General features: G+C 40.4%; 16 protein-coding genes. 12 read left to right on the top strand and 4 right to left on the bottom strand.

What is annotated here, in order from left to right; genetic code table 11:
- Positions 1-106 precede the first annotated feature (106 nt).
- On the bottom strand, positions 107-1159 hold the full coding sequence (locus AM592_RS02665) for an oxidoreductase (RefSeq protein WP_082363664.1): 1053 nt from the start codon (positions 1157-1159) through the stop codon (positions 107-109).
- Positions 1160-1336: 177 nt separating this feature from the next.
- Here AM592_RS02665 and AM592_RS02660 point away from each other — a divergent pair, with 177 nt between their 5' ends.
- From AM592_RS02660 to AM592_RS02650, 3 genes are read left to right on the top strand one after another with little or no spacing between them, the layout of a single operon-like run.
- A complete protein-coding gene (locus AM592_RS02660; protein WP_053602341.1) occupies positions 1337-1681 on the top strand; it encodes a hypothetical protein in 345 nt (114 codons plus the stop codon).
- Positions 1682-1739: 58 nt separating this feature from the next.
- A complete protein-coding gene (locus tag AM592_RS02655) occupies positions 1740-2234 on the top strand; it encodes a cation:proton antiporter regulatory subunit (RefSeq protein ID WP_053602340.1) in 495 nt (164 codons plus the stop codon).
- Positions 2235-2240: 6 nt separating this feature from the next.
- Positions 2241-3452, top strand: a complete 1212-nt coding sequence (locus AM592_RS02650) for a cation:proton antiporter (RefSeq protein WP_053602339.1) — start codon at positions 2241-2243, stop codon at positions 3450-3452.
- A gap of 67 nt (positions 3453-3519) precedes the next feature.
- On the opposite strand, the gene AM592_RS02645 is transcribed toward AM592_RS02650, so the two are convergent.
- Entirely contained in the window at positions 3520-4386 is an 867-nt protein-coding gene (locus tag AM592_RS02645; protein ID WP_053602338.1) for a Cof-type HAD-IIB family hydrolase, read from the bottom strand.
- A gap of 487 nt (positions 4387-4873) precedes the next feature.
- On the opposite strand from AM592_RS02645, the gene AM592_RS02640 reads away from it, so the two are divergent.
- Positions 4874-5608 (top strand): hypothetical protein, encoded by a 735-nt coding sequence (locus AM592_RS02640; protein ID WP_053602337.1) that lies wholly within the window; start codon positions 4874-4876, stop codon positions 5606-5608.
- 109 nt (positions 5609-5717) lie between these two features.
- Here the strand turns inward: AM592_RS02640 and AM592_RS02635 are convergent, their stop codons facing one another.
- Together AM592_RS02635 and AM592_RS02630 are read right to left on the bottom strand one after the other, a co-directional pair.
- Entirely contained in the window at positions 5718-6071 is a 354-nt protein-coding gene (locus AM592_RS02635) for a YlbF/YmcA family competence regulator (RefSeq protein WP_053602336.1), read from the bottom strand.
- A 122-nt stretch (positions 6072-6193) separates the two neighbouring features.
- The gene (locus tag AM592_RS02630; protein ID WP_053602335.1) at positions 6194-7327 is read right to left on the bottom strand and encodes a DUF445 domain-containing protein; all 1134 of its coding nucleotides are present in this window, start codon (positions 7325-7327) and stop codon (positions 6194-6196) included.
- A 119-nt stretch (positions 7328-7446) separates the two neighbouring features.
- On the opposite strand from AM592_RS02630, the gene AM592_RS02625 reads away from it, so the two are divergent.
- From AM592_RS02625 to AM592_RS02590, 8 genes are all read left to right on the top strand, one after another.
- Positions 7447-8805 (top strand): YheC/YheD family endospore coat-associated protein, encoded by a 1359-nt coding sequence (locus AM592_RS02625; protein WP_053602334.1) that lies wholly within the window; start codon positions 7447-7449, stop codon positions 8803-8805.
- Positions 8806-8827: 22 nt separating this feature from the next.
- Entirely contained in the window at positions 8828-9913 is a 1086-nt protein-coding gene (locus AM592_RS02620) for a YheC/YheD family endospore coat-associated protein (protein ID WP_053602333.1), read from the top strand.
- On the top strand, positions 9906-11267 hold the full coding sequence (locus tag AM592_RS02615; protein ID WP_053602332.1) for a YheC/YheD family endospore coat-associated protein: 1362 nt from the start codon (positions 9906-9908) through the stop codon (positions 11265-11267). Before AM592_RS02620 ends, AM592_RS02615 begins: the two co-directional genes overlap by 8 nt.
- The gene (locus tag AM592_RS02610; protein WP_082363661.1) at positions 11264-12289 is read left to right on the top strand and encodes a YheC/YheD family protein; all 1026 of its coding nucleotides are present in this window, start codon (positions 11264-11266) and stop codon (positions 12287-12289) included. Before AM592_RS02615 ends, AM592_RS02610 begins: the two co-directional genes overlap by 4 nt.
- Positions 12289-12498 carry a YheE family protein gene (locus AM592_RS02605; protein WP_053602330.1) on the top strand — a complete coding sequence of 70 codons (210 nt, stop codon included), beginning with the start codon at positions 12289-12291 and terminating at the stop codon, positions 12496-12498. The genes AM592_RS02610 and AM592_RS02605 overlap by 1 nt, the downstream gene beginning before the upstream one ends.
- A gap of 23 nt (positions 12499-12521) precedes the next feature.
- Entirely contained in the window at positions 12522-13424 is a 903-nt protein-coding gene (locus AM592_RS02600) for a PucR family transcriptional regulator (RefSeq protein ID WP_053602329.1), read from the top strand.
- Positions 13425-13541: 117 nt separating this feature from the next.
- A complete protein-coding gene (locus AM592_RS02595) occupies positions 13542-14639 on the top strand; it encodes an ABC transporter ATP-binding protein (RefSeq protein ID WP_053602328.1) in 1098 nt (365 codons plus the stop codon).
- A gap of 312 nt (positions 14640-14951) precedes the next feature.
- Complete coding sequence (locus AM592_RS02590; protein ID WP_053605957.1) at positions 14952-15149, top strand: alpha/beta-type small acid-soluble spore protein; 198 nt, start codon at positions 14952-14954, stop codon at positions 15147-15149.
- The last annotated feature ends 17 nt before the right edge of the window (positions 15150-15166 follow it).

Here is a 15166-nt window from a genome sequence, read left to right as displayed (position 1 = left end):
TAGTTAATCAAGTTAGGATTCATAATTAATTAAAAGAGACGGAGCATTCTGAAAATTATCGCTCCGCCTTCATAACGAGTAAGTAAGTGTTTAAATAAAGTTGAAATCAATCTATGCCCTCCAGAAAAATCGTTCGTTTTTCTTCAGAGCTTTTTTGCATCTGTTCAATGAGCCAGATGGTTTTGTATGCTTGATCGGCTGTCACTATCGGTTTTTTATTCTCTTTGATTGCTTGGTAAATGTCATCATAATAAGAGGTGTAATTTCCATAAACGTTTTGAATCTTTCCTTTGATGGCCATACCGTTCCATTCGGTTTCAATCTGTCCCCACTGATCGCTTTCAATGGCTTTTTTGTACGCAGGAGAATCAGGAAATTCACCCGAATCAAGCAGCTCCTCTTGCGGATCAATGCCGTATTTTTTATAGCTTCCCTTTGTTCCATGAAGCACGAATCGCGGCCCAAGCGTCTTAACGATCATGCTCGATTTTAGTGTAGCGGTATGAGTTCTATAATGAAGGCGAATATCAAAGAAATCATCAACTTCAGCCTTCTCTCTCTGACTTTTTATCTCTGCTGTCAACGAATGCGGCAAGCCAAATAAATCTATCGTCTGGTCGATTAGATGGGCGCCCAAATCATATAAGACGCCAGAGCCCGGAAGGTTTTTTTCCCTCCACTGGTCTGCCTGTAATGGTTGAAACCGGTCAAAGTGGGATTCAAAATCGACTAAATCTCCCAACATTTTATTCTTCACGATGTGTTTAACAGTTAAAAAATCTCCATCCCATCTTCTGTTTTGATAAACAGAAAGAATTTTCCCTTTCTTGTCAGCCAATCTGCCGAGTTCTTTCGCTTCCTGAGACGTAACGGTAAACGGCTTTTCAATCACAACATGCTTGCCTGCTTCCAGGGCTTGTTTTGCAAATTCATAATGAGTGGTATTTGGAGAAGTAATAACCACCAGATCAAGCATTTCGTCTGTAAGCAGCTCATCAATTGAACGTACGATATCCACATAAGGATACCTTTTTACAGACTCTTCCTTGTTTCTTTCCACAACTTTTGTAAGATTAAATTTTGGATGAGTATGTAGAAACGGAGCGTGGAAAACTCTTCCTGATAATCCATAAGCAACAATGGCCGCATTAATCATCATTTCACCCTCTTTTTTATCGTTTTTACTTCTATATTCCCTATTTTATAGGTTATCACACATGATGAAATCTGTTCCGACCATTAAATTATAAGATCATATGATACTGAAAAAGTCTTTTTAATTGAAAGATTATCTATCTTTAGTATATAGTTGATATAGTTAGGAAAGGAGGGAAGAATGGAAAAAATGTTTTTGAGAGCGTTTTTATGTGTATTATTTGCTATTTCTCCTTATGCGCAGTATATAACTGCCTCAGAAGATTTAAGCATTGAGGAACAAATTTCTCCTCATATGGAAGGAAATGCTTCCCACACTGCAGCAAAGCCCCCAGCCATTAAAATAGCTGGTGTCTCTCTTCGTGATGGGCGTCCTCTCAATCTATCCGGCCCAGAACAGCCTCGGGAAGAAGTAATGGTACATTTGACAGAGCGTTGCTTCCTTGATCGAAAATGTGCCACCCCAATAAAATACCAATCAAATTACCTCGCTGCTTTCAATCCGTCATTTAAAGAAATTACCTGAAATAACGTATAGAGCAGCACTAATTAGCAGATATTTTTATCATAATGGAGTGATGAGGTTGAATATTAAAGAAAGCGATCTTCCAGGAATAGGAAAAAAGTTTGAATTTGTAACTAAAAACCAAGAAAAAATGACGGTTATCATTCATGATGACGGACGAAGAGAAATCTACCGGATGGATGAAAATGATCCAGATGAAATCATTTCAAGTATTTCATTAAATGACAATGAAGCCAGACAAATCGCAGCTATTCTCGGGGGGATGGTCTATAAGCCACAGGCTCTCGAGTCGATTGAAATGGCTTTTAATGACTTAATTATTGAGTGGTATAAGATCGAAAAATCGGCTAAGGCAATAGGACGTACACTGGGAGAGCTGGACGTCAGGCAAAATTATGACGTCACTGTCATTGCAATTATTAAAAAGAATCAAGACAAACTGCTGAACCCGGGAGCTGACAGCATTATTGAAGAAGGCGATACACTTGTCCTTTCCGGAGAAAGAAAATCGTTAAAGCTGATGACACATGATTTTCTTAGAGCGGGAGAGTGATAAATTATGGATCATCTAGTGTTCGAAATCGGTACCGCTTTAGTCTTAATAGCTATCGCTGCAGCTATCGCCAGCAGAATTAAATTTTCAATTATTCCTTTTTTAATTATTTTAGGAATGATTGTGGGTCCCCATGCTCCTAAGCTTGGGATCATTGATTTACGATTTATCGAAAGCGCAGAGATTATTGACTTTTTCGGCAGAATGGGAGTCCTGTTTCTTTTATTTTATCTCGGACTGGAGTTTTCTGTCAAAAAGCTGATCAAGTCAGGCAGATCGATTGCAGTCGGTGGATCAATATATATTTTGATCAACTTCAGCCTGGGGATCTTTTACGGGTTTATTATGAAGTTTGAGTTTTTAGAAATACTCATTGTAGCCGGAATTATTACAATCTCCTCAAGTGCGATTGTAGCAAAAGTGCTTGTCGACCTAAAGCGTACGGCAAATCCGGAAACCGAGCTTATTCTCGGTATCATCATGTTTGAAGATATCTTTTTAGCGGTTTATTTATCCGTCGTATCAGGATTGGTGCTGGGCGATGCCACCTCGGTCGGCAGTGCACTGATCTCGATTCTTACTGCATTAGGGTACATGCTGCTGTTCTTTATCATTGCCAGAAAGCTTCCTTGGCTCTTAAACAAAATTTTTGATATTCGTTCCAACGAAGTGTTTATTATTTCAATTTTTGCCGCGCTGTTTTTTATTGCCGGTTTTTCAGAAACAATCCACGTCGCAGAGGCAATCGGTGCATTATTATTAGGACTCGTTTTCTCTGAAACAGAGCATTCCGATCGAATCGAGCAACTCGTTGTTCCTTTCCGCGACTTTTTCGGAGCAATGTTCTTTTTCAGCTTTGGCTTAAGCATCGACCCGTTCACATTAGGAGATGCAATCTGGCTCGCTCTGGGTGCAGTTGTTTTAACTTTGCTCGGAAACTTTACAGCAGGTATGATTGCCGGAAGACGGGCAGGACTTTCTCATCGGGCATCGTCAAACATTGGCTTGACAATTGTGTCCCGAGGTGAATTTTCCATAATTGTAGCCGGTCTCGGCATAAGCGGCGGTTTATCAAGCATTTTAACCCCTTTTGCCGCCCTTTATGTTTTAATTCTGGCGATTTTAGGACCTTTACTGACAAAAGAGTCGAGAAAAATCTATACTCTGCTTAACAAAGTGTTTAAATGGAAAAAAGAGGGAGAAAAACAAAAAGCGTAGTAGATGTATGATCTGGGTTTGTGAAAAACCGCACGAGAGTCATGTGAGCTCTCTCGTGCGGCTTTTGTTATCTTTTTTTCACGATATATTTTTTCATGAAGTTATCGCTGTGCTGCTTGCGAAAATGCTCTTTGATCATATAGGCGACCCCTTGATCATCGTTTGTACGGGTCACCCAATCCGCCTTCTGCTTCACAGAGTTTGGCGAATTCCCCATCGCAACACCCAATCCGGCCAGTTCAATCATTGCAAGATCATCGACTCCATATCCGATCGCGACCACATCTTCTATACTCAAGTCTAAATCCGATATTAATAGGCTAAGGGCATTTTCCTTACTTACCCCTTTTTCGACTACGATCATCTTATCCTCTGATACTTCTCGAAGGATTACATTTGAAAATGATTTTTCGATGATAGATCGGATTTCATTCTTATTCTCAGGTGAAGGATAAATCTCGATCACAGGCGCACGTACTGGTTCATCAATTAGCATATCGCTCAACGATTCAACAAATTGAACAGGATAAAAAATAGGATCTGACGGGTGAATCAAAGTTTTCCCAATTAACGAACTGTTAATCGCCTTTTTGTTTCCAATTGAAAAATTTTCATGCAAAATTCGAATGTTTGCATTATAGCTTTCAACGATTTGGGTGATTGCAAAGGTATTTTCTTCTGATATTCTTTTTTCAAACCAAGGCTTATCGACTTTGTCTGCAATGAATGCGCCGCTATGAGCTATAATTCTTGAAGAGAGCTTAAGTGCTTTGGCTATTTTCTGTGCAGAACGAAAATGCCGATTCGTAACAAGTGTGACATACACGCCTTTATTCACTACATATTCTATCGCTTCTTTCGTTGCCGGATGGAGGCGTCCGTTGGAACGAAGCAGCGTACCGTCAATATTTAAAGCTAACATGCGAGTTGACACAGCTGAAATCCCCCTTCTAAAGATGACTGTTCTCCTATAGAGAATATGTCCTTATTACGAGGTTTAGAACAGCCTGTTTGCGCAAAATAAAAAGCCCAAAATTTTTGGACTTTTATCTTTCGGAATACAACCATATGGCATTTCTCCCATTTTCCCCCTGTGTGATCCCGAACACACTTATATGAAAGAATCTATTCAATATCCCCTTTATTTCACAGTAAAACTTAAACTACAAATATACCAAACTGATTGTATTCCGAAAAAAATTAAAATGTAAGCATTTTCATAAATATTATCTCAGCTTCATACGGAAAATACAAGCAGTTTTTTTAAATAAAATTATTTTTTATTAACAAGCTATTGTAGTGAGCTTGACTAAAGATCCGTAATTTAGACTGGGTTTTTAGTTTTTCCTGCAATTCCGTTATTTCTCACTTATTCCGATAAGTTATAATATTTTGTGTGAAAATGAGGAGGCCTTTGAAGAATGAGGATGAAAGTAATTGTCACAGGAATATTTGCTTTAATCACAATAAGTCTTTGTACTGGAATTGCTCAGGCACAATCTCTTGGAACGTATGGTGATTACTCCCGCATGTTCGAAAAGAGCGCGGGACAATTCTGGTCCGGCAATTGGCGTAATCAGTGGGCATGGGAGCCCCAAGGCGGTGGGGTATCTTATATTAAGTGGGGAGACCCTGATCAATGGCCGCCGGCAAACTATGAAAAATTTGAGAAAAGTGATGACGGAAAGTGGATTTTACTTGATGGATTTGGCAGTAATACAAGTTTTCTTAAACAGCGTGTGACGAAAGAACAGATCGGGGATGTCAGCTGCCGGAATATGAAGCCCCTTCAGAAGGTTGAAGGAGGAAAACAGCATTACGTGAAATGGGATATTCAGTCTGAACCCTTTTGTCTTGAAGCATGGGGGCAAATCATCAACCCGAACGCTCCCGATGTCGATTTTTATCACAAGCAGGTCTGGTTCGGACCGTCCGGCCCTTGGTGTGATAATATGTATCACCAGGACAAAACCTGTAATAAACAGTATGAGGTGTGGAAGGACAACAACGACAATGGGAAGATCGGGGGACCGATGGAGTTGAGGATCGAAAGAGACAACATTTTTGCCAAAGGCATGGGTCCCGCTTATATCATCCACAATTATTTTCCCAACAATGGCTGGCATGCCGATATGAGGTATTCCTGGACCTGGTAAAATAGAAGTCATAGGATTATTCGAAGTATTTACATTTCTTACTGTTGTCGCTCCGATTTGCCAAAAAAAGCCGACCCGAAAAATTTTCGGGTCAGCTATTTACGATCAATTACTGTTCAGTACTTCCGTATAATTCTTCCAGCGGCTTCATAATGATTTTGTTAAGCTCTTGGATCATCATGCTCATGCGCTGCTCTGATTCCATCAGCTTGGAAATTTTGTCATGCTGCTGTACAAGAGCAACTGATTTTTGCGCTTGTTCGACTTCCTCTTGGGTAATTTCCTCGCCTTGCATTTGTTTTTGCTGCAGCTTTAATTGAATGTCGCGAAAATTTTCAAACATGCTCTTCGAAGAAGGATCACCATTCACTTCATCATAAAGTTTTTTTAATTCCGCATATTCATTACTTTGGCGCAACGCTTTTTCAAGATCATAGGCCACGTCATAATAATTGTTTGTCATTTAGAAAAACTCCTTTCTTAGTAAAAAGACTCCCCTCACTATAACAGACTTCAGCCGATTTAAACATAGTATACGAATACCCAAACAGAAGGTGAATGCCAGACACGCCTCCATAGCCAGGATTAAAAAAGCATGACAAAGAGAGCTTGAATGGCTCCAATGATTCCTCCGAGAAATCCTCCTAAATAGGTTATCATCTTAAATTCTTTTTTTGAAATGGAAAGAACCATTTCCTCTAATCGTTCTACCGGGAAATCCTCCACTTGTTCTTTTACAATTTCTTCAAGCTTCATGCGCCTAAATAAATCGTCCATATGATTATTAAGTGCGTTAACACACCAATCAAAAGCAGCCGGAAGATAGGTTTGTGTAATGTCTTCTTTAAAAGGCTTAACAGCTTCTCCAATCCTTTTTTCCAATATAGGTTTAGTAGAAAATCTCTTCATTATCTTCTGCTTCGTCGTTTTAATCATCGTTTCTGCTTCCCACGTCTGATTTATTTCCTCGAACGTATACTCTCTTAGCTTCGCCCACTCGTTCCTCAGCAAATCCGTTAGCAGCTGCCTCGTTTCTGTATTGTTTAGAAATTTGATTAATTCAGGGCGAATTCGATCCACTAAGCTGCTGTTGCCAAGAAACATTTGAATCATGCTGCCGAGCTTGCCCCGCTCCTTGAAAAAATCATCGATCATCCTCTCCAGCCTGTCTCTTCCTTCTTCGCTTTCAAAGTAACCGATGCTCACTTTTAATATGTAGTCAGACACAACCGGGATTCCGCTTGTCAGCTTTTGATGCGTTTCTTCCGGCAGCATATTTTTGATGGGTTCATTTTGATGGTTTTGCAAAAATTCATCCAGTTTTTCGTCTGTCCAGTTGTTGAGCCAGGAATCAATTTTTTCATGAGTATTTTTTATTCCTATTTTCCCTAAAACCTCATTGATCTTCATAGAAGATTGGCTTGTCTCTTCTATAAACACTTCAATCCATTTGATGACATTGCTCTTAAAGAGCTCAGAATTTAATCTTTTCTTCAAACCCTCAGGGGTCAGCAAATGATTGACGACCGTTAATCCCATTTGCTTAGCCAAATCATCCCGTCTTTTCGGAATAAGTCCCGGGGTAAACGGCAGCCGTTTTCCGAATAAATAAATCGGCCTGTACGGGCGAAATAGCATTTTTATTGCTAAATGGTTGGTAACAGCGCCTATTGCGGCACCTATCACGATCATAAATATAAATGTTCCAAGTACACCCACTGTGTTCATTTGCCTCCTATTTTCACCTGTAATCTTCTTGCTACATAAGCTATGTTAGGAAAATGCCTATAGACCATTATAGCGTCTAACCAGAAGCCTTAGCAAATGAGGGAAATGCTGTGGATTATTCAAAACTGACACTTGAATCAAGTACCCTGTCCCCTGCCGAAACGATTGAAATCAGCCAGGATGCTGCCGAATATTTAAAGGCTGGCGACAGTCCGGACGATATAATAATTTCCTGTGGCAGGAATAAGGCCAAAGCCAGAGTCGTAATAATGAATGAAGAAGGTATGCATGCACGAATGTCTGCTGATCTTTTTTCTACCTTGTGTTTACCTGTGGATTTTCCGGTGGCTCTGCATATCAAAAAGAAGGCAGATGAATGGACTGTCGGGCCAGTCATTTGCCTGTTGACGGAAATCCAGGAAACCGAGCCCAAATTCGGCTCCGTTCAAGCCTTTTGCAGGCTGCTTGCCTTGGAATTTCAAAAAAAGCATGCAATATTCTATGTAAGTTCGATCAAAGACTTTTGTACTGAAACGGCTACAGGTTATTTTTACAGCTCAGGTGATTGGCATAAGCAACCCGCCCCGCTTCCTGACATGATCCACAACCGGATCCATATTAGAAAAAATGAACAATCAGAAGTTTTTCAATCCATAAAACGAGGGTTGAGAACCGAACAAATTCCAATCTTCAATGACCATTATCTCGATAAATGGTTAACTCACCAGCTGTTGCAATCCTTTCCTCATCTTCATCCCTATCTGCCAGAAACGATGCTGTTTGCAGAAAAAAATCAGTTGAAGGATTACCTGATAGCTAAAAATGAACTATTCTTAAAACCGGTTCACGGCAGCCAAGGCAAACGAATATTTAAATTAGACCGTCATGAAGGGACCGTGAAAGTCAATTACTCTTCCTCCAAATCCGGGAAGACAATCGAATATTCAGACTTTGAGGAAATGTACAATGAAATAAAAAAGCTGATAACCAAAGAGCCTTACCTTATACAACAGGCCATTCCACTGCTTTGTTATTATGGAAAGCCTATCGATTTTCGACTGCTCTGCTATCGTTCAGCGAAGGGAAAATGGCAGGTTTCCTCTTCGGTTGCAAGAATGACGGGTGAACATACTTTTGTTACAAATCTAGCTCAAGGAGGAAAATTGTTTCCGGTTTTCCTGGTGCTTGAGGACTTATTTGACAGAAGGGAAGCCTATCATTTAAAAAAGTTCATGTATGAGGCAGCGATTCACGTGTCGGATAGCCTGTCCGCAATGCTCGATGGAGTTTTTGCAGAGTTTGCGATTGATATGGCGCTTGACATAAACGGGCGCCCATGGGTCCTTGAAGTAAATACTAAGCCTTCAAAAAGGGATTTGGACGCAGATGCAGCCGTTCCCCCATCCGTTCTGTCTATCGCAAGGATATGCATGGACTACTGCGGTTTTTTCAACAAAAGTAAAGCTTAACTATTCGAGGAGGAGTGCATCAATGGTAACTCTTGGTTTTATGTCCCTTTCAACTTCTCATGAACAAGGATATGCTGCTGAGCTAGCCAGCCGGACAGAAGCACATCAGATTCAATTTGTCCGCTTTACTCCATTTGATCTATCCCCTGACTCAATGCTAATCAATGCATTGTCGTATCATACACCATCCGGCCAGTGGAATGATTCCACCATTGAAATTCCGGAGTTTATTTATGATCGTTGCTTTTACGGAAGAGACTCTCTCTCTAAAAAAGCAAAACCAATTGTCGACTGGTTAAAAAAATATCCTAAAACAACTTTTCTAGGATACGGATTAGCGGATAAATGGACGATTCAAAATTATCTTCAATCACATGCTGACTTAAAAGCTTATCTTCCTGACACCTCTTTAGTTTCCGGTTTTTCTCATATTGCTGACCTTCTGATGAAGGAAAAAGCCTGCGTTCTTAAACCTGTATCAGGGGGCGGTGGTCGTGGTGTCATCCTTTTGGAATTCAGAGACAAGACGACAAAAGCTACTTACCATTTCGGAAAAAATAAGCAAATCAAACGTTTTGCTTCATTAAACGCCTTAGAACTTTGGACAAAAAAAGTTCTGCTACATTCCTATATGATTCAGCCCTACCTTTCCATTCAGGACAAAAATGGCTATCCTTGTGATATAAGAATACTTCTGCAGAAAACGAAAAACGGGAAGTGGGCATCTGTGGGAAAAGCTGTAAGAAAAGGCTATCAATATGGATTTTTGTCCAATTTGAACGGCGGTGCAGAAATCCTCAAATTTGACGAGTGGTTTCGTTCGCTTCCCAAAATGCAGCAAGCCCTCCTGTTAGATGATATTGATACGATCTCAACACATGTTCCGCAGGTTCTTGAGGAGAAGCACGGCCCGCTTTTCGAGCTTGGTTTAGATATTTGTTTAGCAAATGACGGGAAAGTGTGGCTTTTTGATGTAAATAGCAAGCCGGGCAGGAAGTCCATCCTTTCTGCCGAGCCAAACACAAAGGATTTTTTATATGAAAGCCCTTTTAATTATTGCACCTATCTCATGACGCCTGAAGCTGGAGGAGTGATTCAACATGACTGACCGTTTATACCACATCGGTATACTCCGGGATGTAGATAATACAGTTCTTCTCCCTCCCAATCTAAAAAAAGACAATTTACTGTATGTTGCCTTTGGAACAAAAGTAGAGAGATGCCACATTTCCTTTAATAGTACCCATAAAGAAACCATCTTTTTATCAGAAAATATCTATAAGAATCTTCATATTCCCTACCGCGGTAAATCGCGGCTTCTTTTTCATGAAGAAACCGCCTTTATCGGGCCGTTAATCGGGATTTTTACAGCAGGCTTTACTAAATCGCTCCATCGGCCGATTGGGGAGCGTTCGATGTTTTTTTCAAAGCTGCTTACGACCAACTTTGGCATGGGGGGATTTTGCTACGTGTTTGGTTCCCATCAAATACAATGGGACGAAGGAACAGTTAAGGCACTGATATTCCAAGAAAATGGCTGGGAAGAAGCCGTTGTCCCTCTTCCGGATGTCGTGTACGACCGGCTTCCTAATCGGAAATCCGAGCATTATTCTATTTTAAAGGAAACGAAGGACCGATTAATAAAAGAATATCAAATCCCATGGTTTAATCCTTCCTTTTTTAACAAATGGGATATTCACGAATCGTTGCTGCATGACCTCCGAGTTTCTGATTTTTTGCCGGATACAGCTGTTCATCCGACAGAAGAAAAGCTGGAATGGTTTCTGAACAGCTACAAAAGCATCTATATTAAACCGGCAAACGGAAGTCTCGGCCACGGGATATTTCAGATTACAAGCTCTGGACAAGAGTTCATCGTTAAGCATTCTATTTACGAACAGGAGTCCCCGGTTGAAGCGATATATTCATCGGTGAAAGAGTTTTTAAACAACCATTTCCAAAATTCGGACTCAAGATCATTCATCATTCAGCAGAAAATTACTTTACTAGAAATTAATCATCACCCGGTCGATTTTCGAGTACACACCAATAAAAATGATAAGGGCGAATGGACAGTTACCGCCATCGCAGCAAAAATTGCAGGCGAAAACAGCATTACGACTCATATTAGCAAAGGCGGAGTGATCCGTACTCTTGCAGAGATATATGATGATCCAAAAGAAAGAATTATGGTCATTAGAAAACTGTCATCAGCTGCCTTGCTATTAAGCCAGGTCATTGATGAGCACATAGACGGCTTCGTCGGGGAAATCGGATTTGACTTAGGAATTGATACTGACGACAAGCTTTGGTTATTCGAAGCCAATTCCAGGCCCGGTAGAGGAATTTTCTCTCATCCGGGGCTCAGAACAGTCGAACAGCTGACGAAACGAAGAAATTTTGAATATGCCGCATATTTATCCGAACAGTCCATTCTTTCGCCTGACCGTCTTTGGACATGATAAACAAATGCCTAGGCGTGCTATCAGGCAAACCGAAAAAAGGGAATACCTTTAAAGGAGACAGTAAATTTTTTAAACATCTGCAAATGCACGCAAACAGCCGGGGAATTTTATGCTATGTATTTACTTTGAACGGGATTTTTGATTCATATCTGAAAGGTTTTTATTTCGATTTTCACGCTCATAAATGGCTGACAAAGGAAGTTTCTTTTCCTAACCTGGTTTATAATCGCCTGCCCCGCCGCGAAGAAGAGGTCTGTCCATCTTGGCGGCTATTTTTTGCGAAAAAGAACATCCCCATTTTCAATCGCCAATTTTTCAACAAAAGTGTTGTGCATAAGCTGCTTGAGGATCACCCTGTTCTCAGGGGCTTTTTGCCGAATACGAAAATCGGCTTTTCCTCAGACGGTTTGTTTTCTATGCTTGAAACACACTCCAGCATCTATATTAAGGATTCGAATGGCAGTAAAGGAAACGGGATTTTTTTTATTGTAAAAAAAGACGGAGGTTACCTGTTAAAAACTCCTCATGAAGAATTCAAACATCTTACTTTTGATAGGCTTCTTGATCAATTGTATTTTTTTTCCGTTGCGCGGGACTCCCTTATTCAGGAAGCAGTTGACTGTGATGAACGAAACGGCTATCGCTTTGATCTGCGTGTTCTTGCGAACTATGCTGGAAAACGCCATTCCATTACCGGAATTGGCGTGCGGGCAGCAAATTCCGGCCAAATTGTTACTCACGTTCCGAACGGCGGTTTTGTTATCCCTTATGACTCCATATCCTCTGACATTAACAATTCAGAGCTTGAAGCGATTGTTTCCCATACAGGGGATCTTTTATCACGTACCTACGGGTTTATTGGAGAGTTTTCCATGGATATTGGCTTTCGTCATTCGCGCCCGATTATCTTTGAAGCAAATAGCAAGCCTATGATCTTTGATGAGAATGAGATACAATTAAAGAGGGTAGAGAAGCTTATTAATTTGTTAGATGAAAATCAGGTAAGGAGTGATTACTGATGATTTCTCATTTTCAATGGAAGCCGCTATTCAAAAAAGAAAGACTGCCAGGTTGGAAAATTTCTTTTTATTATAAGGGAACTCACTATGAAGGGATTTACCATAAAACCGGCGATATTGAATGGGGAAGAACGTATCCTCCCCATGATGACGAGCCTGAACTTAAAAACGATATCCACGAGCTTATGCTATTTCATATTTACGAGTAAACCGTTTTTGGAGGAGCTTTGACATGCTGAAAAGGTTAAAGAAAACATATGGCAGCTCATTCATTACATCAATTCCTGCCGGATCATCAAAGGATTATATTTGGTTCCAAACCGATCAAAAGGAAACATTCGGCCTGTTGCGATCAGCAATAACCGATCAAGAAAAAAAACTATTATCGACCCTTTTTCACCGGATATTCCTGCCGGAACAAAAGGAGCTTTCATCAGCTGAAATGAATTGGTACGGGTATTTATTCCGTGATCAGCCTTTGCGAAATGCAAAGCATTCAATTTCTGTTCAACCTCATTTCCTCAGGCTGTCACATTCAATCGAAGAACAGGACGAATTAAAATCAGCAATTAAGGGCTTTTTTGAAGATGCAGTCATTTTATGGACAGATAACCAGCAAATTCTAATCCTGCAGCCAGATCCAATCGAACCTCTTTCGGGTGCTGATAGAAAAGAGCTTACAGATGCGATTACCGGCGATTTCCTTGTGAATTGTTTTTTATATTCCGGCCAGCTTCATAAATTAGACAACCATGTAAAAGTAAAAATCCAAGCTGAACAAATGATATTTAAATGGCTCGGAAATTTACCATTATTCAATAACAATCCAAGTTCCTTTTATCATTCTCTGCCGCTGCTCATTTCTGCTGCTCCACACACCGTTTCTGCTGAAGCTCTTTCAGAGTTAGTAGTTGAAGCGCTTGCGGATAAGGAAATTCTGCGAACGATCAGAACTTACTTCGAATGCGATTTAAACGCATCACTAGCCGCCAAAAAACTATTTATCCACCGCAATAGTCTTCAGTACCGGATTGATAAATTTATTGAAAAAACCGGAATCGATATTCGCCACTTTCAAGAGGCTGCAGCCGTCCAAATGATTCAAAGCATACTCCTTACAAGCCGGCTTTCTTAATCACATTGCCTTTTTTGGCAGGTATTTTTTGTGCAGGTTGCCCATTTACATAATCGAACTGCTTTACTACACTATGGATATGAAATAAAGCGCTTACAAAAAGGGGAGGAAAAACGAATGGCTGAGATCATGCTACAAGAAATCTACAAACAATATGATAACAAGGTGACAGCAGTTGAAAATTTCAATCTTCATATTGAGGATAAGGAATTCATTGTGTTTGTTGGTCCTTCCGGCTGCGGCAAATCGACCACTCTCAGAATGATTGCCGGGCTTGAGGAAATCACAAGCGGGGATTTTATTATTGACGGGAAACGGATGAATGATGTCGCTCCTAAGGATCGAGATATCGCCATGGTATTCCAGAATTATGCCCTCTACCCACATATGAACGTATATGACAATATGGCGTTCGGTTTAAAGCTGAGAAAATTTCCTAAAAGTGAAATAGAACAAAGAGTAAAAAATGCGGCAAAGATTCTCGGGCTTGAGGAATATTTGGATAGAAAGCCAAAAGCGTTGTCCGGGGGGCAAAGACAAAGGGTGGCTTTAGGACGTGCCATTGTTCGTGATGCGAAAGTGTTTTTAATGGATGAGCCGCTGTCCAATCTGGATGCGAAGCTCCGTGTGCAAATGAGGGCGGAAATCTCAAAGCTTCATCAACGCCTGCAAACGACGACCATCTATGTTACACACGACCAGACAGAAGCGATGACTATGGCAACTCGGCTAGTGGTCATGAAGAATGGTCTCATTCAGCAGGTTGGATCGCCAAAAGAAGTATATGAAAAACCGGAAAACGTTTTTGTAGGCGGTTTCATAGGTTCTCCCGCAATGAATTTCTTTTCTGGCACTTTGATTGGTAACAAGTTTAAATTTGCCGAAACGACAGTTGCCATTCCAGAAGGAAAACTGAAAACGCTTAGAACAAATGGATACGAAGGAAAAGAACTGATTCTTGGCATTCGTCCGGAAGACATTCACGATGAGCCTGTATTTTTAGATGCATCAAAAGACACACAAATTAATGCAAAAATTGAAGTTTCCGAGCTAATGGGAGCTGAAACGATGCTTTACTCTCAAGTGGATGGTCAGGAGTTTATCGCAAGGGTCGATTCGCGAACGGACGTAGAGGCAGGGCATATATTAACTTTAGCCTTGGATATGAACAAAGCACACTTTTTTGATAAAGATTCAGAAAGCAGAATTCGTTAAAGCATTCCAAAAAACCAAAGGGCTTCCCAAAGTCGATTTTTCGATTTTTGGAAGCCCTTTTTCAAATACGAGAATATTGATATATCAACATTCTTGAATTTTAAATTTTATCGGGTTTGTCCTTTTCGGACAGCCCTGTTTTCATTTTTCATTATTTACCAACATACTCTGTGCATGATTCTCAAAATGAACCCCATACTAATTCATACAATTTAATCATTGGGTGATGCCAAGAGGTACTGGGTATTGCTAACTCAGATGCTGGTTCAATTCCAGCTCACCCAGCAAAAAAACGAAAAAGGAGCTTTTACTATGCCAAACAATAGAAATAACCTTGTCGTTCCAGGTGCAGAAAAAGCAGTTGACCAAATGAAGTTTGAAATCGCTTCTGAATTTGGCGTAAACCTTGGAGCAGAAACGACTTCTCGTGCAAATGGTTCTGTAGGTGGAGAAATCACGAAGCGTTTAGTTGCTGCAGCCCAACAATCATTCGGTGGAAAAATTCAATAATAATGGCTTAAAGAAGG

Origin of the sequence: Bacillus gobiensis (assembly GCF_001278705.1) — a bacterium.
GTDB classification, from domain to species: Bacteria; Bacillota; Bacilli; order Bacillales; family Bacillaceae; genus Bacillus; species Bacillus gobiensis.
The sequence above is the reverse complement of the archived record's forward strand: the minus strand, read 5'-3'. Positions and strand labels throughout refer to the sequence as shown.